We start from the raw sequence: 18,813 nt of genomic DNA on the forward strand, positions 1-18,813 counted from the left end.
ATACGGGGGCTTATGCGGTGGCGGCGGACTTGGCCAGCAGCGCGGACACGGAAGAAGCGGGAAAATCGCCGATGCCGGCCAGCGTCAGCACCGGCTCGCCGCCGTTGACCGGCAGGCGCACGCCGTTGACCTCGGCCTTCATCTCCAGCAGGCCGCTCTTGCCGGAGGCGGTGGCCAGCTCGAGCTGGTAGTCGCCGGCGTTCAGGCCATAGTCGGCCAGCTTGATGTTGAAATCGCTGGCGCCGGCGGCGCGCTTGCCCAGATCGATGCGGGTGCGCTTGCCGGCGGCGTCGGTCACGATCAGCGTCGCGGCGTCTTCGGCGCCGGACAGCGTCACGCGGCCGGACAGCGCCGCCTGGCCGTCGCTGCGGATGCGGTCGGTCTGCACCAGCACCGGCTTGCCGACCTGGGCGCCGAGCGCCACGCCCTGCAGCTCGCGCATCATCGCGCCCTGGCTTTGCAGCTGCTTGACCATGTCCTGGGCGCTCTGCACCTGGCTCATCTGCGCCAGCTGGCTGACGAACTGCGACGGATCGGCCGGGTCGAGCGGGCTCTGGTTGCGTATCTGCGCCAGCAACAGCGTCATGAACATATCGTTGCCGCTGCCGCCGGCCGCCGGCGCCACGGCCGACGAGCCCGACGGCTGGCCGCCGGAGGAAAGCTGGCGCGACTGCGCCTGGTCCACGCTCATGCGTTGTCTCCGAGTTTCAGCAGGTCCTGCTGCATGGTCTTGACCCGCGCCATCACTTCGACGTTGGTCTGGAAGGCGCGGCTGGCCGACAGCATGTCGGTCATCTCCTCCACCGCGTTGACGTTGCTGTAGTAGACGTTGCCGTCGGCGTCGGCCAGCGGATTGCCCGGCTCGTGCGCCTTGCGCACCGGCTCCTGGTTCTGCACCACGTCCAGCACCTGGACACCCATGCCCTCGCCCTGGATCTGGGCGCGGAATACCGGCTTGCGGCCGCGGTAGGCGGCCTGATCGGCGCCGGCCGCGGTGTCGGCATTGGCCAGATTGCTGGCCACGGTGTTCAGGCGCACCGTCTGCGCGTTCATCGCCGATCCGGCGATGCGAGAGATATCGCGGAATGACATCGCTTATTGCCCCGCAATGACTTTGGCCAGCCCGTGCAGCTTCATATTGATGAAGGTGAGGCTGGTCTGGAATTCGGAAACGTTCTGGGAAAACTCGGCCTGCTCGACGCCCAGCTCGACGGTATTGCCGTCCCGCGACGGGTGGTTGGGCAGGCGGTATTGCAGATCGCCGCCGCCGTCGTCGAACGCCAACGGCGAATCGGCGGTCGCCGATGCCAGCGCCGCCTTGAAATCGATGTCACGCGCCTGATAACCCGGGGTGTTCTCGTTGGCGATATTGGACGCCAGCACCCGGGTTCGCTCCGCCCGCAGCTTCAATGCCTCGGGATGGATGCTCAGGGCCTTGTCCAGATGCATGCCCATTGCCTTGACCCTATCAGTTCACTACCATGCACGAGCTATTTGTTGGGAATAGCCCATTTATTGAAAAGCGATACTAATAAGCGCACCCGACACCGTATAGGCAACAATTACCACGCGATCCCCAATGGCAAAATTCACGATTCTCCCGCCGGCCGCGACCCTGGCGGCCCTGCTGGCCGCCGGCGCCTGCGCCGCCCCCGCCCAGACGGCCGACTCGGCGGTCAGCCGCGCCGCCGAGCAGCTGATACGGCAGCGGCTGGACGAGGCCGGCCTGGCCCGGGCCGACATCAAGCTGCAGTTGCTGCCGCCGCGCGGCCTGCCGGCCTGCGCCGCGCCGTGGCGGGCCGACGCCGTCGACAGCCGGGCCTTCAGCCGGATGCGCTTCGACGTTTCCTGCCCCGCCGACGGCTGGCGCGGCAGCTTCATCGTCCGCGCCGCCGTGACGGCGCAGGCGGCGGTGGCCGCGCGCAATCTGCGCGCCGGCGAAGTGCTGCGGCAAGAGGACATAGGCTGGGAGTCGCGGCCGGTGGCCGAAGCGGCCGATCTGTTCGGCCAGGCCTCGCCGCCGCTGGGCCTGGCGCCCCGCACCGCTATCGCCGCCGGCCAGCCGCTGCGCCGCCGCCAGTTGCAGGCGCCGGCGCTGGTCAAGCGAGGCGCCGAGGTGCGCATCGTCGCCCGCCAGGACGGCATCGAGGTCAGCACCGCCGGCGAGGCGCTGGCCGACGGCCGACAGGGAGAAACGATACGGGTGCGCAACCTGGCCAGCGGCAAGACGATACGCGGCCGCGTCGGCGCCGACGGCGCGATCGACCCGCAGGACTGATCGAACGCCCATCTCCCCGCCCGAGGCGATGGTGTATACCTCCAGCAGGCATTCCGCCCGAAGGAGAACGCGATGAGGAAGACGCTGATCGCCGCGCTGGCGCTGCTGCCGGCGTTGGCACAGGCGGCGCCCGCCGCCTCGGCGCCGCACGGCCGCGAGCCGGCCCGCTTCAACGAGATCAAGGTCAGGCAGCTGCAGTTGCTGGCGCAGCACATCCAGATACTGCAGACCGCCCAGGGCTGCGTGCAGGCGGCGCAGAATCCGCAGGCGCTGAAGCGCTGCCGCGAGACCCAGCGCCAGCAGATGGAGGAGCTGCGGCCGGAGCACTAGCCCTGGGACGGGTTCCAAGCTTCATGGTTTGAATCCGCTACGCGGATGATGATTTTGATCGCCGGGGCTGCCCGGCAGGCAGGCTAGAAGGGACCTGGGCGCATCGAATATGTGGTTCCTACTTGCAAATCCAGCAAGAGTATTCATACCGCCGCGCAATATCCCGCCGCTGGAATTAGCTAAGCGGAAACTTTCATTTCACATATCCGTTTCGCATCGATACATTCTTCACACCGAATTATGTATTTTGTATCCAGAAACGATGCTCACCGCTTCCCTCCTCCTCCGCTGTCGCCGCCCGTCCGGCTGACCGCACGGTCCGCCCGACGGGCGCACCCGCATTCCATAAACCAATAGAAAGCTTTTCCATGATGAAACACACCCTGCTGCTGGCCGGGCTGGGCGCCGCTTTGCCTTTTTCCGCCCTGGCCGCCGACGCGCCTTCCGCCGACTCCACGCTGGAGCGCGTCACCGTCACCGGCTCCAATCTGCGCGCCAGCTCCAAGGCCAAGGCCAATCCGGTGCAGGTGATCAGCGCCGCCGACATCGAACGCAGCGGCAAGACCAGCCTGCCGGACGTGCTGCGCTCGCTGGCCGTCAACAGCGGCAACAGCTTCAACGAGCAGTACACCGGCAGCTTCTCGGCCGGCACCGCCGGCGTCTCGCTGCGCGGCCTGGGCCAGCGCAACACCCTGGTGCTGGTCAACGGCAAGCGCGTCGCCAACTACGCCACCGCCCAGGAATTGCAGGAAACCTTCGTCGACCTGAACTCACTGCCGCTGAAGGCGGTCAAGCGCATCGAGATCCTGAAGGACGGCGCCTCGGCCATCTACGGCTCCGACGCCATCGCCGGCGTCGTCAACATCATCCTCTACCCGTCCTACCAGGGCCTGGAGCTCGGCGCCGACGTCGGCCGCGACACCAGCACCGGCCAGGACGAGCGCCGCGTCAACCTGCTGGCCGGCAAAGGCGACCTGGACAAGGACGGCTACAACGTCTGGTTCTCCTTCGACGCGCAAAAGCGCGACCGCCTGATCCAGAGCGACGTGGACTGGCTGCGCGACAACGATTTCCGCGGCCAGCCCGGCGGCACGCTGGTGCGCACGCCGACCAACTACTACAACGGCAAGCCGACCGACCGCTTCCCGAACGCTGCCGGACCGCTGGTCGACACCGACTACTCGACGCTGAACCCGGCCAAGAGCGGCCGCGTCTGGGCCTACAATCCGGCGCGGTACACGACGCTGATGCCCGGCATCGAGCGCTACCACGCGGCGCTGCACGGCAGCTACCGGCTGAACGCCGGCGCCGAGGCCTACGCCGAATTCCTGTACGGCGCCAGCCACAGCAGCCAGATCTTCGGCCCGCCGCTGTCGGTGTCCGGCTCGCTGCGCGCCTGGAACGCCGCCAACCAGTCGCTGACGCCGATCAGCAATGTGCTGCCGGTCGGCAACCCGGGCAATCCCTACCCGACGCCGACGCCGGTCACCGCCACGCTGTTCGACGTCGGCGAGCGCGACAAGACCGACAGCTCCTCGTTCCGCCGCCTGCTGGCCGGCGTCAAGGGCAGCGGCGACAAGTGGGACTGGGACGTGTCCGGCCTGTATTCCGACACCCGGCTGCGCGAATACGCGTACAACTTCGTCAACCGCTACGCCTACCAGAACCTGCTGGCCAGCGGCGGCTACAATGTCGCCGATCCGTCGCAGAACAGCGCCGCCGCGCTGGCCGCGCTGCGCATCGACACGCTGCGCCCGGCCTGGTACCGCACCGCCAGCCTGGACGCCACCGCCAGCACCGAGCTGGCTCAGCTGCCGGCCGGCCCGCTGGGCTTCGCCGCCGGCTACCAGCTGCGGCGCGAGATGATGAACGCCGGCACCTCGCCCGAGGTGGCCAGCGGCACCGAGCTGCGGCCGGCGCTGGACCTGATAGACGGCGCCCGCAATGTGCAGGCCGCCTACGCCGAGCTGAACGCGCCGCTGACGTCGACGCTGAGCCTGAACGCCGCCGCGCGCGCCGACCATTACAGCGATTTCGGCAGCGCCTTCTCGCCCAAGCTGGGCCTGCGCTACCAGCCGCTGCAGAGCCTGACGCTGCGCGGCACGCTGTCGCGCGGTTTCCGCGCGCCGTCTCTGCCCGAGATCACCAGCAGCACCGCGGTCAGCTACGGCTCGGTGCAGGACCCGTACGATCCGGTGACGCCGGGCCAGTCGCTGGGCTTCACCCACCTGGTGGTGGCCAATCCGGCGATCAAGCCCGAGCACTCGACCAACGCCAATCTGGGCCTGGTGTTCGCGCCCAGCGCCGACAGCAGCGTCTCCATCGACTACTATCGCATCCGCCAGGACGACGTGATCGGCCTGGAAGACGTGGACAGCATCGTGCGCAATCCGGCCGCCTACCCCGGCGCCGTGGTCCGCGACGCCCAGGGCCGGCTGCTGACCATCACCCAGCAATTCATCAATCTGGGCCGCCGCGAGACCTCGGGCTTCGACCTGGATCTGCGCCGCAGCTGGAAACTGCCCGCCGGCCGGCTGACGCTGGCCGCGCAGTGGAGCCGGCTGCTGTCCTTCCGCCAGCCGCTGCAGAAGGACGGCCCGCCGGCCGAAGGCGCCGGCAGCAATCTGCTGGGCGCGCTGCCGCGCTGGAAGGGCCAGACCTCGGCCAGCTGGGACGCCGGCGACTGGTCGGCGACCGCCACCTGGTTCCACACCGACGGCTACACCCAGGCCTTCAGCAGCGGCGCCGGCGACCAGAGCCGCGTCGACGGCTCCGACACCGTCAATCTCAGCGCCAGCTACCGCGGCATCAAGCGCGTCACCTTGACGGCGGCGGTGCAGAACCTCGGCAACCGTCGTCCGCCGTGGGACTCGCACGCCGGCATCTACTACGACGCCAGCCAGTACGACCCGGGCGGCCGCGCCGTCTCGCTGGGCGTGCAATACAAGCTGGACTGAGCGCCCAGGCTTTCCCCTCGCATGAACGGCGTCCATTTCCTTGGGCGCCGTTTTTTTTTTGCCATCCGGTATCAAAGATCAGTAAATCTACCTATTCTGTATTAACCTTCACTGGACAGTACCCATAAGATCGTTCCTCGCGGACGGCTGAAGCACACGACTCGCCCTAGTTTTGATTTGTAAGGAATTGCAGGCATGGCCTTTTTCAATCGCACCCTCACCCGCCAGCTCGAAGCCGCCCAGCGCGATCTGGAGCGGGCCAACAATCGCCTGGCCGCCATCGATCGCTCGATGGCCGTTATCGAATTTTCCGCCAATGGCGAAGTCATCCAGGCCAATGAAAACTTCTTGAACGCAATGGGATATCGCGCCGACGAGATCGTAGGCCGTCATCACAGCATCTTCTGTCAGCCCAGCCATACCAACAGCGCCGCCTATCGGGAGTTCTGGCAGAAGCTCGCCCGCGGCGAATACCAGTCCGGCCATTTTCTGCGACTGCGCAAGGACGGCAGCGAAATCTGGCTGGAAGCCAGCTATTCGCCCATCGTCGACGGCAGCGGCAAAGTGACCGGCGTGATCAAGGTCGCCACCGACATCACCGCCCAGATCCAGGCCGAGCAGGACAGCAAGGCGCTGCGACAGGCGATAGACCATTCGATGGCCCGGATCGAGTTCGACCTGGACGGCAACATCCTGGACGCCAACGACAATTTCCTGAAAGTGTTCGGCTACCAGCGGGCCGCCGTCATCGGCAAGCACCATCGGATGCTGTGCGAGGCCAGCTATGCCCAGGGCCCGGAATACGGCCAGCTGTGGCAACAGCTGAGACAGGGCCGCTTCCTCGAGGGACAGTTCCGCCGCGTCAACCACGACGGCGAGGCGATCTGGCTGCAGGCCACCTACAATCCGGTGCTGGACCCGAACGGCAGGCCGGTCCGGGTGGTGAAGTTCGCCAGCGACATCAGCGAGCAGATGCAGCGGCTGAGGCAACAGGCCGACAACGCGCAATCGGCGGTGCACGCGTCGGAAAACACCGAGCAGCTGTCGATACAGGGCAGCAGCGTGCTGGAGCAGGCGACCACCGAGATCAACCGCGTCGCCGGCAGCGTCGAGACCTCGTCGGGCATCCTGTCCAAGCTCGGCGACAGCTCGACCCAGATCGGCAGCATCGTCAGCACCATCAGCGACATCGCCGACCAGACCAATCTGTTGGCGCTGAACGCGGCGATCGAGGCGGCTCGCGCCGGCGAGATGGGCCGCGGCTTCGCGGTGGTGGCCGACGAGGTGCGCAAGCTGGCCGAGCGCACCAGCCAATCCACCGGCGAGATCTCCGGCATCGTCAAGAGCATACAGGACGACTCGCGCTCGGCGATAGACGCGATGCGGCAGATGCAGGAACTGGCCGGCAACAGCCTGCAGCTGGCCGACCAGGCCCGCGGCGCGATACAGGAAATCCGCAGCGGCGCCCGCGACGTCGTGCAGGTGGTGCGCGAAGTATCGGAGCTGCTGCAGCAGAGCTGAGGCGTTCAGCCATGAAAAAAGCGGGCCGCATGGCCCGCTTTTTCATTCTGTCCGCCTGCCGGACGGCCTCAATAGCCCAGCCCCAGCGCGGCGCGCACATCGCCCATCGTCTCGCGCGCCACCTTCTCGGCGCGGGCGTTGCCGTCGGCGAGGATTTCGGTGACCAGCTTAGGATTGCTCAGGTATTTCTCGGCGCGCTCGAACATCGGCTGCTGCTCGCGCACCACCGCGTCTATCACCGGCTGCTTGCAGTCCAGACAGCCGATGCCGGCGGTGGTACAGCCGGCCTTGACCCATTCCTTGGTCTCGCCGTCGCTGTAGACCTCGTGCAGCTGCCACACCGGGCACTTCGCCGGCGTGCCCGGATCGGTGCGGCGCACGCGGGCCGGATCGGTCGGCATGCCGCGTATCTTCTTGCTGACCGTCTCCGGCGCCTCGCGCATCGTGATGGTGTTGCCGTAGGACTTCGACATCTTCTGGCCGTCCAGGCCCGGCATCTTGGACGCGGCGGTCAGCTTGGCCTCGCACTCCGGCAGAATGATCTTGCCCTTGTTCTCCAGCCAGCCGTACAGCCGCTCGCGGTCGGCCGCGCCCAGGTTCTGGCTGGCGGCCAGGATCTCGCGCGCCTTCAGCAGGGACTCGGCGTCGCCGTCCTGCAGATAGGCGGTGCGCAGCCGGTCGAAATCCTTGCCGGCCTTGCCTATCTTCTTCACCGCAGCTTTCGCCAGTTCCTCGAAGTTCGGCTCGCGGCCGAACATGTGGTTGAAGCGGCGCGCCACTTCGCGGGTCAGCTCGATATGCGGCACCTGGTCCTCGCCGACCGGCACCAGCCCGGCCTTGTACACCAGGATGTCGGCCGCCTGCAGCAAGGGGTAGCCGAGGAAGCCGTAGGTGGTCAGGTCCTTGTGGCTGAGCTTCTCCATCTGGTCCTTGTAGGTCGGCACCCGCTCCAGCCAGCCGAGCGGCGTCACCATCGACAAAGCCAGGTGCAGCTCGGCGTGCTGCGGCACCTTGGACTGCACGAACACGGTGGATTTTTCCGGATTGACGCCGGAGGCCAGCCAATCTATCACCATCTCGTTGATCGACTTGCCGATGATGGACACGTCGTCGAAGTTGGTGGTCAGCGCATGCCAGTCGGCCACCATGAAGAAGCATTCGTGACTGTGCTGCAGCTCCACCCAGTTCTTGATCACCCCGTGATAGTGGCCCAGGTGCAGGCTGCCGGTCGGGCGCATGCCGGAGAGGATGCGGTTGGCGGACATATTGTTGTGCTCTCGATAGGGACGCGGGAAAGGAAAAGCCGCCGGCACCATCCGGCGGCCACGCCCGCTCAGGTTTCTAGAAAAACAGTCGCAGCAGATGATACATCAATACGTAAAACGGCTGCAGGATCTTGCCCAGCAAGCCGGTGGCGATCAGCAGCAGCAGAATCCACATGCCGTAGCGCTCGGTCCGGCCATAGCGCCAGGCCAGGCCCGGCGGCAGCAGGCTCTGCACGATGCGGCCGCCGTCCAGCGGCAGTATCGGCAGCAGGTTCAGCAGCATCAGCGACAGATTGATGGCGATGCCGGCCTGGCTCATCAGCCGCAGCGGCTCGCCGTAGGCGCGGGCGCCGGACAGCGCCAGCTTCAGCAACAGCGTCCAGCCCAGCAGCATCGCGAAATTGGCGGCCGGCCCGGCCGCCGCCACCCAGCGGCTATGCTCGCGCGGCTTGCGCAGCGCGCCGAAGTTGACCGGCACCGGCTTGGCCCAGCCGAAGATGAAGCCGCCGGCCCATAAGGTCATCAACGGCAGCAGCACGGTGCCGACAGGGTCGATGTGCCGGATCGGATTCAAGGTCATCCGTCCCAGCAGATAGGCGGTATCGTCGCCGAAACGGCGCGCGGCGTAGGCGTGGGCCGCCTCGTGCAAGGTGATCGCCAGCAGCACCGGCAAGGCGTAGATGGCGACTTGTCGCACCAGAACGTCGAAATCCACCGCTCCCTCCTTCGATCAGGCGGCCGGGCCGCTAGGCCAGCACCGCGCCGACGATCAACACCACGATGGCCTGCACCAGCGGCAGCAGCAACTTGCCGAGTATGCCGCTGAACATCAGCAGCAGCAGGATCCAGAAACTGTAGCGCTCCACCTTGGAAAACTGCCAGGCGGCGCGCGCCGGTAGCAGCGCCTGCACGATGACGCCGCCCGGCAGCGGCGGCAGCGGGATCAGCGTGAAGATCATCAGCGCGACGTTGACCTTGATGCCGATCAGCGCCATCAGTTGCAGCGGCTCGCCGAAGTAGTCCGACAGATGGCCGGACGCCACCACCACGCCGGCCCACAGCAAGGCCATCGCCAGATTGGCCAGCGGCGTCACCACCGCCACCTTGGCCAGCGCGGTGCGCGGATTGCGCATCGCGCCGGGATTCAGCTGCAGCGACTTCGGCCAGCCTATGATGAAGCCGCCCATCGCCACGCCTATCAGCGGCAGCACGATGGAGCCTATCGGGTCGATGTGGGCCAGCGGGCTGAAGGTGCGGCGGCCGGTCATGTAGGCGGTGCGGTCCCCGAGCCGGTCGGCCATGAAGGCCTGCGCCCCGGCGGGAATGGTGATGGCGAACAGTATCGGCAGTATCGAGACCGCCAGCTGCTGGATCAGGGAGAGTTGCTGCATGATTTCCTAGGTAAGAATGTCGAATTGAATCACAGGCCGAACGGCGCCAGCGGGCCTTTGCCCGCCCGCACCAGCTCGACGCCGTCGGTCATGTCTATGACGGTGGTCGGCTCGACGCCGCACCAGCCTCCGTCCAGCACCGCCTCCACCGCGTGCTCCAGCCGTTCGCGGATGTCCTGCGGGTCCGACAGCGGCTCGGCGTCGCCCGGCAGCATCAGCGTACAGGACAATATGGGTTCGCCCAGCTCTTCCAGCAAGGCCTGGGCCACCTTGTGCTCCGGCACGCGCAGCCCTATGGTGGCGCGCTTGGGATGCAGCGTGCGGCGCGGCACCTCGCGGCTGGCCTGCAGGATGAAGGTATAGCTGCCCGGCGTCGCGCTCTTCAGCAACCGGAACTGGCGGTTGTCGACGCGGGCGTAATTGGCCAGCTCGGACAGATCGTGGCACACCAGCGTCATCATCCGCTGCTTCAGGTCCAGCCCGCGGATGGCAAGCAGACGCTCCAGCGCGTCCTTGTCGCCCAGCATGCAGCCCAGCGCGTAGCAGGAGTCGGTCGGATAGACGATCACCCCGCCGTCGCGCAATATCCTCACCGCCTCGCGTATCAGGCGGGCCTGCGGATTGTCGGGGTGGATCACGAAGTATTGCGCCATAAGTCTTGTCCTTGTGCGCTCAGCGCAGGATGCGCGCGTCCAGCTCGCGCCAGATAGGCCGGCAGATCGGCGGCAGGTCCTCGGTGTGGCCGACGTCCCGGCCGCCCTCGCCCGGCGCGTGGAAATCGCTGCCGCAGCTGGAGAACAGCTGGTGGCGCTCGGCGTGCAGCGCGAACTTGTGCATATCGTCGAGACTGTGGCTGCCGCAAGCCACCTCTATGCCCTGGCCGCCGGCCGCCTTGAAGTCCAGGATCAGCCGCTCTATCAGCGTCTTGCCCATGTCGTAGCGGCCCGGATGGGCGATCGCCGCCATGCCGCCGGCGCCGACTATCCAGCCCACCGCGTCCTCCAGGCTGGCCCAGTCGTGCGCGACATAGCCGGGCTTGCCCGGCGTCAGGTATTTGCGGAACACCGTGCGCAAGTCCTTGACCGCGCCGCTGGCCACCAGGTGGCGGGCGAAGTGGGTGCGCCCCACCATCTCCGGGTTGTCGCACCAGGCCATCGCCCCGTCGAAGGCGCCCTGTATGCCGGCGTTGGCCAGCGCCGCGCCCATACGCCGGGCGCGCTCGACACGGCCGTCGCGTATCCGCTTCAGGCCGGCGGCCAGCCGCGGCTCGTCCGGATCGATGCCGAGGCCGACGATGTGCACCGTGTGCCGCCCCCAGGTGACCGACACCTCGACGCCGTTCAGAAAACCTATGCCGTGCCGTGAGGCGGCGGCGGCGGCCTCGGCCAGCCCGCCGGTGCAGTCGTGGTCGGTCAGCGCCAGCAGCGTCGGCGAGCGCGCCGCGGCGCGGTCGACGACCTCGGTCGGCGTCAGCGCGCCGTCCGAGGTGCGGGAATGGAAATGCAGATCAATGCCGGCCATCGTCACCTCTCCTTGCCGGCCGTTCGGCCTGGCGCCGCTCCCAGGCGGCGAGCCGCTCGCGATAGGCGCGCAGCTCCTGCTGGTACAAATCCAGTATGCACGGTTCGCAGCCGCTGCCGCAGCACATGTCGTCGCTCACCTCGAACGGCGGCTCCGGCATGATGTCGGCGGGATCGTCCATCTCACTCGGCCTCGACCGCGATCAGGAAGCCGTCGCCGCTGACCTGCTGGCCAGCGCGGATCTTGCAGGTCTTGCGCAGTTCCTGCCGGCCGTCCACCGCCACATTGCCCTCGGCGATGAAATACTTGGCGGCGCCGCCGGAATGGCAGACGTTGCAGGCCTTGAGCAGATCGCACAAGGCGATGTATTCGCCGGACAGGCGGAAAGTCTGTTTCATGTTTTGCACACTCGTTCTGGACAGGCTTGTGAGCGGTCTGTGGACAAGACCGCCAAGCCCTTAATCTGTCTGATGTTTTCGTCGTCGCCCATTTTTTGGGCAGCTTCGCCCGGCTATCCACGCCGCCGGCGGACAATATTGTGGAGCCGCTGTGGACAAGATCGGCAAGGCCATGTTTTTGCAGGCCATTTTCCGGATGATTATTTTTTAGTCAGCCAATAGCGGCAAAAGTGCCTGCTGCGCGCGCGCCAGCCGCGCCTCGCGCGATCCTGCCACCTCGACCGCTTCGATCCCGCAGCGGTCCAGCTCCCGCCGGTACAGCTCAAGCAGCCAGTCGCGCTGCTCGGGGTGGCTGCGCAACGGGTCCGGCTCCCACGGGATGTCCGGGCGGGCCAGCACCGTCAGCGCGTAGTCGCGCGGCCGGTACAGCGCCAGCAGCGCGTCCGACGCCTTCTGGTGCGCCACCTCGGCCCAGATCTTGCAGGTCAGCACCGTGGTGTCGCACAGCAGGATCTCGGCGCCCTCCTCCGCCCGTCGCTCGGCGGCCAGCTGGCCGGCGGCGATCGCCTCGATGTCGGCCATCGTGGAAAGATAGGGCCGGTCGGCGTAATAGGCCCGCGCATACTCGGGCACCGACACCGCGCGCCTGCCGCCGGCGCGAAGCCGCCGCGCCCACTCCTCGGCCAGCGTGCTCTTGCCGCTGGACTCCGGGCCGACTATCGCCACCCGGATAGGCCCGTCGGCCTGCTGTTGCGTCATCGTTCCGTCTTCCCGGCCCCGCCGGCGACGCGCCGGCCTCTCAGGCCAAGCGGACCATTATACCGCTACGGGCCGCGCTTTCCCGGATTTTCCGTGATTTCGCCGGCAACCGCGCCGCATGGCGCACCGACCGGCCTCTTCCGCCACAAGGCGTCCCGGCCATCGAAATTCCACGCGCCTGCCCGGCCGCCGCCGGTCCGGCTTGCCGCCGGTTTCGAATTGGCCAACACAAGACGGGGACAGGCCTGTGAGCTGGCTGTGGAAAAACCGGGCAAACCCTTGATGGCGCGCACGTTTCCGCCAGGAGATTATTTTTTAGGCAAGCCGGAACTTTTTCCCCACCGCCGGTGCAGAGCCATGTGGGCGCATTGTGGATAAACGGCGCAAGACCATGATAAGGAAGACAAAAGCCGGGCTGCTCATTTTTTAGGCAAAAACGGCGGCGCTCCGGCGGCCTTCATCCCCGGCGCCGGTACACAATCCTGTGCGCTTCATGTGGACAAGCGGCGCAAGTGGCTGATTTTCCGTAATGCCGGAGCATCTGACTATTTTTTAGGCAAAAAAGGCGCCGACGGCGGCCCCGGGACCTTTCGCGCTTGCCCACACCAGCGGTGCAAAGCCATGTGGAAGCGTTGTGGACAATGGCGGCAAGTGCTTGAATCCTCGGCATGAAAAAGGGCTGCCCAAAAAATGGGCAGCCCCGGCGCGGAATCGCCTACGCCTATGCCGTCATCTCGCCGCGCAACGGTCGGACCAGCTGTTCGCGCAACGCCGCGCCACCGACGCCGGCCGACAGCAGCACCTGCAATTTGGCCAGCGCCGCCTCCGGCGTCATGTCGGCGCCCGGCAGCGCCCCCGCCTTGGCCAGCGGCTGGCTGGCGGCGTAGGCGCCGACCTCGACCGCGCCCTTCACCGACTGGGTCAGCGTCAGCACCGGACAGCCGCGCGCCGTCATCGCCGCGATGCCGTCCAACAACTCCGGATCGGCCGGCGCGTTGCCGCTGCCGTAGCTGAGCACGGCGGCGCCGTCCAGCCCGCCGTCGCGCAAGGCCCGCCCGGCGAGCGCGCTGCCGTGGCCCGGCGTCAGCATCAGGACGGCGAGCTTCAGGCCCTCGTCTATCCGCTGCGGCCGCCACGGCCCGCCGTCGGCCGGCAGCCAGCCGTCGCGCCGCCAATGGGCGTGGATGGCGAATTCGGCCAGCGGCTCGGCGTTCGGACAGCCGAAGCCTGCGAAGCGCTCGACGTCCAGCTTGCGGACGCGGCTGCCCCGCAGCAGCAGCCGGTCGAAGGCGACGACGACCTCGTGCAGATCCGGCTGGCAGGCCGCCTCGAAAGCGTCGGCCAGATTGCTCCAGCCGTCCGAGCGCGGATGCACCAGCGGCAGCTGGGCACCGGTCAGCACCACCGGCTTGGCCAGGCCGCGCAGGGCGAAGGCCAGCACGCCGGCGCTATAGGCCATGGTGTCGGTACCGTGGATGACGACGAAACCGTCGTAGTCGTGATAGCGGGAATCCAGCGCGTCTATGATCTGGTTCCATTGGCGGGGCTCGAGGGAGGCGGAGTCGATCAGCTGTTCGAACTCGACGACATCGAATTCCAGGCCCGGGCGGGCGAGGCGCGGCAACAGCCGCGGCAGCAGGCCCGGCACCGGGGCCAGGCCTTCGGGGGTGTGGTCCATGCCTATGGTACCACCGGTGTAGAGCACCAGAATTCGGCTCATTGCATACTCCATCGGGCGTGTTTCAACGCCCGATGGTAGCGCAAGCCCCGGCCGGCGTCACACGCCGGTGGCATGAACGGAATCAGCGCAGGGCGTCGGATACCGCCATATCGATGGCGCGGCGCGCCTCGTCGATATGATGGACGATGTCGCGCTGCAAGGAGCGCAGATAGGGATCGTCCTCGCGATGGGTGGCGTCCTGCCGGGCCTTGTCCAGCAACTCCCGCGCCTGGTGGAAACGGTCTTCCGGGCGCCAGCGCGCGTCGGGCCGCGTCCGCTCGTAGACGTCCTTGCCGTCGTCGATGGCGGCGTCGCGCATCTTGCGCAGCGCCTTGTTGATCTCGTCCACCGCGAGGCGCTCGTCGTCCATCACCTGCGGATAGTCCGGGCGGGCCAGCAGATCGCGCGCGGCGCGCAGATCGGTCATCGCGTGCAGATAGTACGGGTGCTGCTCGGGATGCCATTGATGCTGCTGCCAGGTCCACGCATCGCCGTCGCGCCAGTCGTCTGCCATCACCTGGCTGCTCAGCGCCGCGTTGCCGGCGGCGGCCAACGTCAACATCATCAGAATGCCGGATAGTTTCATGATTGTCTCCTTCCTATACGATAGAAATCGGCCCGGCGCTCAGCGCAGGGCGTCGCTGATGGCCTGTTGCACCGCGCGGTGGGCGGCGTCGACATGATGCAGGATGCGGTGCTGCAGATCGCGCACCCACGGATCGTCCTCCTGGTGGCCGGCGTCGCGGCGGGCGGCGTCCAGCAGCTCCAGCGCGCGGTGGAAGCGGTCGGTCGGACTCAGCCGCGCGTCGGGCTGCTCGTAGCGCCATGGCTGCTTGCCGTCCTCGATCGCGGCCCGCTGCATCTCGCCCAGCGCGGCGTCGATCTCGGCCACCGCGCGGCGCTCGTCGTCGGCGATCTGCGGATAATCGGGCCGCGCGAGATAGGCGCGCGCCTGGCGCAGGTCGCTCATAGCGTGCAGATAGTAGGGATGCTCGGCCGGGCGCCATTCGCGCGGCATTTCCAGCCTCACCGTCGTCGCGTAGACCGGCTGGGCGCGCGGCGGCGCCACCACGCAGCCGCCGAGGCCGGCCGCCGCCAGCGGCAGCATCCACAGAACGGCCCGCTTCTTCATGATTTCCACATTGCTCTCCTCGGCGATCGGTCCGGCCCGCTCCGGCATTGGACGCGGACATATGCCAACAGTCTGTCATTTGCGCCGGACTGCGTGTCCGGCCTGTTTCGAATAGTCGCACCCCGCCACCGGATGTTCAGCAGCGATTAGGTTTCCGCGTGTAAGCGTTTGTAGCGGCCGCGGCATCAAGCCATATCCGCTTTAATTAAGATTTTCCAAATGAGTCGTTTTGATGAATTTCCATTAAGCGCGCCGCGCCGATCGGCCATGTGCACAGTCGGCAAAAAAGTGACAGACAGTTCGACTGACTGTCCTCTTTTCCCACGCCAACATTCAGAAATTGACTTTTGTTAAGCAAACGACCCGATGGAAATGATAAATATTGGTCAAACACGAACAAAAAAGTACTTTGTCATCGACAATGCCGACCCGCAGCGCCGACACCTCCGGGGCGGAAACGGCGACGCGCGGCCCCACACGGGCCGACGCCGTCGGCCTTTCATCAACAAGCAAGAAGGTGCGCCATGACCTTACACCGCAGTCACGACATCCAGGCCCTGCAAGGCCAGACGATGACCATCCACATCAATGACCAGCCGGTCGCCGCCGCCAGCGGCGAGACCGTGCTCAGCGTGCTCAGCGCAGTCGGCCTGCGTCAGCTCAGCCGCAACGACAATCAGCAGGTCGCCGGCTCCTATTGCGGAATGGGCGTCTGCCATTGCTGCCTGGTCAAGATAAACGGCCGGCACAAGCGCCGCGCCTGCCAGACCGTGGTCAGCCCCGGAATGAAAGTGGAAACGGCCCATAACCGTCTGAACTCGGAGGGCCTGAGATGAGCGCCAAACCGGTGATCGTCGGCGGCGGCCCGGCCGGCATGTCGGCCGCGATGGAACTGGCCCGCCACGGCGTCGCTTGCACGCTGCTGGACGAAGCCTCCCGCGTCGGCGGCGTGGTCTACCGCGGCCCGCTGCGCGAAGGCGTGGTGCTGGACTATCTAGGCGAGCGCTATCGCGAGAACATGCAGGCCCTGCACCGCGAGTTCGAACAATTCCGCGGCCATATCGACGTCCGGCTGGACACCCGCATCGTCGGCGGCAGCGACAGCGAGCTGTTCGCGCTGACGCCGGACGAGCAGGTCGAAGCCGTGCCCTATTCCCATCTGCTGCTGGCGGCCGGCTGCCACGAGCGCAGCGTGCCCTTCCCCGGCTGGACCCTGCCCGGCGTGATCATGCTGGGCGGCCTGCAGTTGCAGATCAAGAGCGGCGTGGTCAAGCCGCTGGGCCGCACCGTGCTGGTGGGCACCGGTCCGCTGCTGCCGCTGGTCGCCTGCCAGTTGCACCGCGCCGGCGTCGAAGTGGCAGGCGTCTACGAGGCCAGCGCCTTCGGCCGGCTGGCCAAGGAGGCGATCGCGCTGCTGAACCAGCCGCAGCTGTTCCTGGACGGCCTGAGCATGGTGGCCTACCTGAAGCGCCACGGCGTCCCGCTGCACTACGGCTGGGGCGTGGTCGAGGCCCACGGCGACGCCGAGCTCGGCGAAGTGACCGTCGCCCCGTACGACGCCGAATGGAACGCCGACCTGACGCGCAGCCGCCGCCTGCCGGCGCGGACGCTGGCCGTCGGCTACGGCTTCATCCCCCGCACCCAGCTGACCCAGCAGATGGGTCTGGAGCACCGCTACGCCGACGACGGCTACCTGAAGCCGGTCAACGACGACTGGCAGCGCAGCAGCCGCGACAACGTCCATCTGGCCGGCGACATCGGCGGCCTGCGCGGCGGCGACGCCGCGATGATCACCGGCCGCATCGCCGCGCTGTCGATGCTGCTGCAGCTGGGCAGGCTGGACGAGGCGCAGGCGCTGAGCCGACGCCGGGCCTGCCTGGACGAGCTGGCCGCCGTCCTACGCTTCCGCAAGGGCATAGACAGCTTCACCCGACGCGGCCATGGCCAGCTGGCGCTGCCGACCAGCGACACCGTGATCTGCCGCTGCGAGCACGCCACGCGCCGGGACATCGACACCGCGCTGGAACAGGGCGTCAACGACCTGATCAGCCTGAAGATGCGCACCCGCGTCAGCATGGGCGACTGCCAGGGCAAGATGTGCGTCGGCTATTGCAGCGACCGCCTGCGCGAACACACCGGCAAGCGCGACGTAGGCTGGATACGCCCGCGCTTCCCGCTCGACCCGCTGCCGTTCTCGGCTTTCGCCGGCACCCAACAGACTGAAGAGATTTGACATGAGCAAGCAATACGACATCGTGATCGCCGGAGGCGGCGTGATCGGCGCCTCCTGCGCCTACCAGCTGTCCAAGCGCCGCGACCTGAAGATCGCGCTGATAGACAGCAAACGCCCCGGCAACGCGTCGCGCGCGTCGGCCGGCGGCCTGTGGGCGATAGGCGAATCGGTGGGCCTGGGCTGCGGCGTGATCTTCTTCCGCATGACCTCGGCCAAACGCAAGCGCGAGGCGGCCGGCGCCGCGGTGGCCGTCGACGCCACCACGCCGCACATCCTGCCGCAGAGCTTCTTCGACTTCGCGCTGGCGTCCAACGCGCTGTACCCGGACCTGCACCGGGAACTGATGGAAAACCACGGCATGGACTTCAAGTTCGAGCGCACCGGCCTCAAGTACATCATCTACGACGAGGAAGACCAGCTGTACGCCGAGCACATCGCCGCGCAGATTCCGCACCTGGCCAGCGAGGTGCGCTGGCTGGACCGCGCCCAGCTGCGCGAGGACGAGCCCTATGTCAGCGACAAGGCCCAGGGCGCGCTGGAATTCCTGTGCGACCACCAGGTCAGTCCGTTCCGCCTGACGGACGCCTACACCGAGGCGGCGCGCCAGAACGGCGTCGACGTCTTCTTCAACGTCAACGTCACCGGCGTCGTCCGCGAAGGCAGCCGCGTCACCGGCGTGCGCACTGCCGAGGCCGGCGACTTCAGCTGCCACACGCTGATCAACGCCGGCGGCTCCTGGGCGGCCGAGCTGTCGCGCTGGGCCACCGGCCGCACCATTCCGGTCAAGCCGGTCAAGGGCCAGATCGTGCTGTCGGAGAAGATGCCCAAGCTCTTGCGCGGCTGCATCACCACCAGCGACTGCTACATCGCGCAGAAGGACAACGGCGAGATCCTGATCGGCAGCACCACCGAGGACAAGGGCTACGACACCACCATCACCTATCCGGAAATCAACGGACTGGTGCAGGGCGCGATACGCTGCGTGCCGGAGCTCGCCAACGTCAACATCAAGCGCTGCTGGGCCGGCCTGCGCCCCGGCACGCCGGACGAGCTGCCGATACTGGGGCCGGAGGACGGCGTCGACGGCTATCTGAACGCCTGCGGCCACTTCCGCACCGGCATCCTGACCTCGGCCATCACCGGCGTGATGCTGAACGGACTGGTGCGCGGCGAGCCGCTGCCGCTGGACGTGACGCCGTTCCTGGCCGGCCGCTTCCCCAACCGCACCGAAGAACAGATGGATTTCGCGCTGCACGCCTGAACCGTTTCCTCTCGACGCCGCCACGACCGCATGGTCTGGCGGTTTTT

21 protein-coding genes and 1 pseudogene are annotated in these 18,813 nt (G+C 67.1%); 8 read left to right on the forward strand and 14 right to left on the reverse strand.

Annotated elements, in window-relative coordinates; translation table 11 throughout:
* Nucleotides 1–10: 10 nt before the first annotated feature.
* Genes WNM05_RS16060 through flgB form a run of 3 tightly spaced genes read right to left on the reverse strand, consistent with a single transcriptional unit; the run spans nucleotide 11 to nucleotide 1,449 of the window.
* Nucleotides 11–691 carry a flagellar hook capping FlgD N-terminal domain-containing protein gene (locus WNM05_RS16060; RefSeq protein WP_434628709.1) on the reverse strand — a complete coding sequence of 227 codons (681 nt, stop codon included), beginning with the start codon at nucleotides 689–691 and terminating at the stop codon, nucleotides 11–13.
* Nucleotides 688–1,092 (reverse strand): flagellar basal body rod protein FlgC, encoded by a 405-nt coding sequence (gene flgC / locus WNM05_RS16065; RefSeq protein ID WP_434628711.1) that lies wholly within the window; start codon nucleotides 1,090–1,092, stop codon nucleotides 688–690. Before flgC ends, WNM05_RS16060 begins: the two co-directional genes overlap by 4 nt.
* 3 nt (nucleotides 1,093–1,095) lie before the next feature.
* Entirely contained in the window at nucleotides 1,096–1,449 is a 354-nt protein-coding gene (flgB, locus tag WNM05_RS16070; protein WP_434628712.1) for a flagellar basal body rod protein FlgB, read from the reverse strand.
* A gap of 130 nt (nucleotides 1,450–1,579) precedes the next feature.
* On the opposite strand from flgB, the gene flgA reads away from it, so the two are divergent.
* From flgA to WNM05_RS16095, 5 genes and pseudogenes are all read left to right on the forward strand, one after another.
* Nucleotides 1,580–2,278, forward strand: coding sequence for a flagellar basal body P-ring formation chaperone FlgA (gene flgA, locus WNM05_RS16075; protein WP_434628714.1), 699 nt, complete (start codon nucleotides 1,580–1,582; stop codon nucleotides 2,276–2,278).
* A 72-nt stretch (nucleotides 2,279–2,350) separates the two neighbouring features.
* Nucleotides 2,351–2,608, forward strand: coding sequence for a hypothetical protein (locus WNM05_RS16080; protein WP_434628715.1), 258 nt, complete (start codon nucleotides 2,351–2,353; stop codon nucleotides 2,606–2,608).
* A 368-nt stretch (nucleotides 2,609–2,976) separates the two neighbouring features.
* A complete protein-coding gene (locus WNM05_RS16085) occupies nucleotides 2,977–5,565 on the forward strand; it encodes a TonB-dependent receptor plug domain-containing protein (RefSeq protein WP_434628717.1) in 2,589 nt (862 codons plus the stop codon).
* A 195-nt stretch (nucleotides 5,566–5,760) separates the two neighbouring features.
* Nucleotides 5,761–6,531: pseudogene (locus tag WNM05_RS16090) on the forward strand (PAS domain-containing protein); the annotation flags it as partial.
* Nucleotides 6,532–6,537: 6 nt separating this feature from the next.
* Nucleotides 6,538–7,086 carry a methyl-accepting chemotaxis protein gene (locus WNM05_RS16095; protein WP_434635159.1) on the forward strand — a complete coding sequence of 183 codons (549 nt, stop codon included), beginning with the start codon at nucleotides 6,538–6,540 and terminating at the stop codon, nucleotides 7,084–7,086.
* Nucleotides 7,087–7,154: 68 nt separating this feature from the next.
* Here WNM05_RS16095 and WNM05_RS16100 read toward each other — a convergent pair whose 3' ends face one another.
* The 11 genes from WNM05_RS16100 to WNM05_RS16150 all read right to left on the reverse strand — a co-directional run bounded on the left by WNM05_RS16100 (nucleotide 7,155) and on the right by WNM05_RS16150 (nucleotide 15,281).
* Entirely contained in the window at nucleotides 7,155–8,351 is a 1,197-nt protein-coding gene (locus WNM05_RS16100) for a tryptophan--tRNA ligase (RefSeq protein WP_434628718.1), read from the reverse strand.
* A gap of 76 nt (nucleotides 8,352–8,427) precedes the next feature.
* On the reverse strand, nucleotides 8,428–9,066 hold the full coding sequence (locus WNM05_RS16105; RefSeq protein ID WP_434628720.1) for a site-2 protease family protein: 639 nt from the start codon (nucleotides 9,064–9,066) through the stop codon (nucleotides 8,428–8,430).
* Nucleotides 9,067–9,097: 31 nt separating this feature from the next.
* Complete coding sequence (locus WNM05_RS16110) at nucleotides 9,098–9,742, reverse strand: site-2 protease family protein (protein WP_434628721.1); 645 nt, start codon at nucleotides 9,740–9,742, stop codon at nucleotides 9,098–9,100.
* 29 nt (nucleotides 9,743–9,771) lie between these two features.
* On the reverse strand, nucleotides 9,772–10,395 hold the full coding sequence (locus WNM05_RS16115) for an L-threonylcarbamoyladenylate synthase (RefSeq protein WP_434628723.1): 624 nt from the start codon (nucleotides 10,393–10,395) through the stop codon (nucleotides 9,772–9,774).
* Between the two features lie 19 nt (nucleotides 10,396–10,414).
* Nucleotides 10,415–11,263 carry a 3',5'-nucleoside bisphosphate phosphatase gene (locus WNM05_RS16120; protein ID WP_434628725.1) on the reverse strand — a complete coding sequence of 283 codons (849 nt, stop codon included), beginning with the start codon at nucleotides 11,261–11,263 and terminating at the stop codon, nucleotides 10,415–10,417.
* Complete coding sequence (locus WNM05_RS16125) at nucleotides 11,250–11,444, reverse strand: oxidoreductase-like domain-containing protein (RefSeq protein WP_434628727.1); 195 nt, start codon at nucleotides 11,442–11,444, stop codon at nucleotides 11,250–11,252. The genes WNM05_RS16120 and WNM05_RS16125 overlap by 14 nt, the downstream gene beginning before the upstream one ends.
* 1 nt (nucleotide 11,445) lies before the next feature.
* Nucleotides 11,446–11,661, reverse strand: a complete 216-nt coding sequence (locus WNM05_RS16130; RefSeq protein WP_434628729.1) for an RNA-binding S4 domain-containing protein — start codon at nucleotides 11,659–11,661, stop codon at nucleotides 11,446–11,448.
* Nucleotides 11,662–11,868: 207 nt separating this feature from the next.
* Entirely contained in the window at nucleotides 11,869–12,420 is a 552-nt protein-coding gene (locus WNM05_RS16135; protein ID WP_434628731.1) for an AAA family ATPase, read from the reverse strand.
* A 721-nt stretch (nucleotides 12,421–13,141) separates the two neighbouring features.
* Nucleotides 13,142–14,140, reverse strand: a complete 999-nt coding sequence (locus WNM05_RS16140) for an asparaginase (RefSeq protein WP_434628733.1) — start codon at nucleotides 14,138–14,140, stop codon at nucleotides 13,142–13,144.
* A gap of 82 nt (nucleotides 14,141–14,222) precedes the next feature.
* Complete coding sequence (locus WNM05_RS16145) at nucleotides 14,223–14,726, reverse strand: hypothetical protein (RefSeq protein ID WP_434628735.1); 504 nt, start codon at nucleotides 14,724–14,726, stop codon at nucleotides 14,223–14,225.
* Between the two features lie 39 nt (nucleotides 14,727–14,765).
* Nucleotides 14,766–15,281, reverse strand: coding sequence for a hypothetical protein (locus tag WNM05_RS16150; RefSeq protein WP_434628737.1), 516 nt, complete (start codon nucleotides 15,279–15,281; stop codon nucleotides 14,766–14,768).
* 515 nt (nucleotides 15,282–15,796) lie between these two features.
* Here WNM05_RS16150 and WNM05_RS16155 point away from each other — a divergent pair.
* Genes WNM05_RS16155 through hcnC form a run of 3 tightly spaced genes read left to right on the forward strand, consistent with a single transcriptional unit; the run spans nucleotide 15,797 to nucleotide 18,766 of the window.
* On the forward strand, nucleotides 15,797–16,108 hold the full coding sequence (locus tag WNM05_RS16155; protein WP_434628739.1) for a (2Fe-2S)-binding protein: 312 nt from the start codon (nucleotides 15,797–15,799) through the stop codon (nucleotides 16,106–16,108).
* Nucleotides 16,105–17,505 (forward strand): FAD-dependent oxidoreductase, encoded by a 1,401-nt coding sequence (locus WNM05_RS16160; protein ID WP_434628741.1) that lies wholly within the window; start codon nucleotides 16,105–16,107, stop codon nucleotides 17,503–17,505. Before WNM05_RS16155 ends, WNM05_RS16160 begins: the two co-directional genes overlap by 4 nt.
* 1 nt (nucleotide 17,506) lies before the next feature.
* Entirely contained in the window at nucleotides 17,507–18,766 is a 1,260-nt protein-coding gene (hcnC, locus tag WNM05_RS16165; protein ID WP_434628743.1) for a cyanide-forming glycine dehydrogenase subunit HcnC, read from the forward strand.
* Nucleotides 18,767–18,813 lie beyond the last annotated feature (47 nt).

It is taken from the genome of Chromobacterium sp. CV08 (assembly GCF_051129845.1).
In the GTDB taxonomy this organism is placed as follows: Bacteria; Pseudomonadota; Gammaproteobacteria; order Burkholderiales; family Chromobacteriaceae; genus Chromobacterium.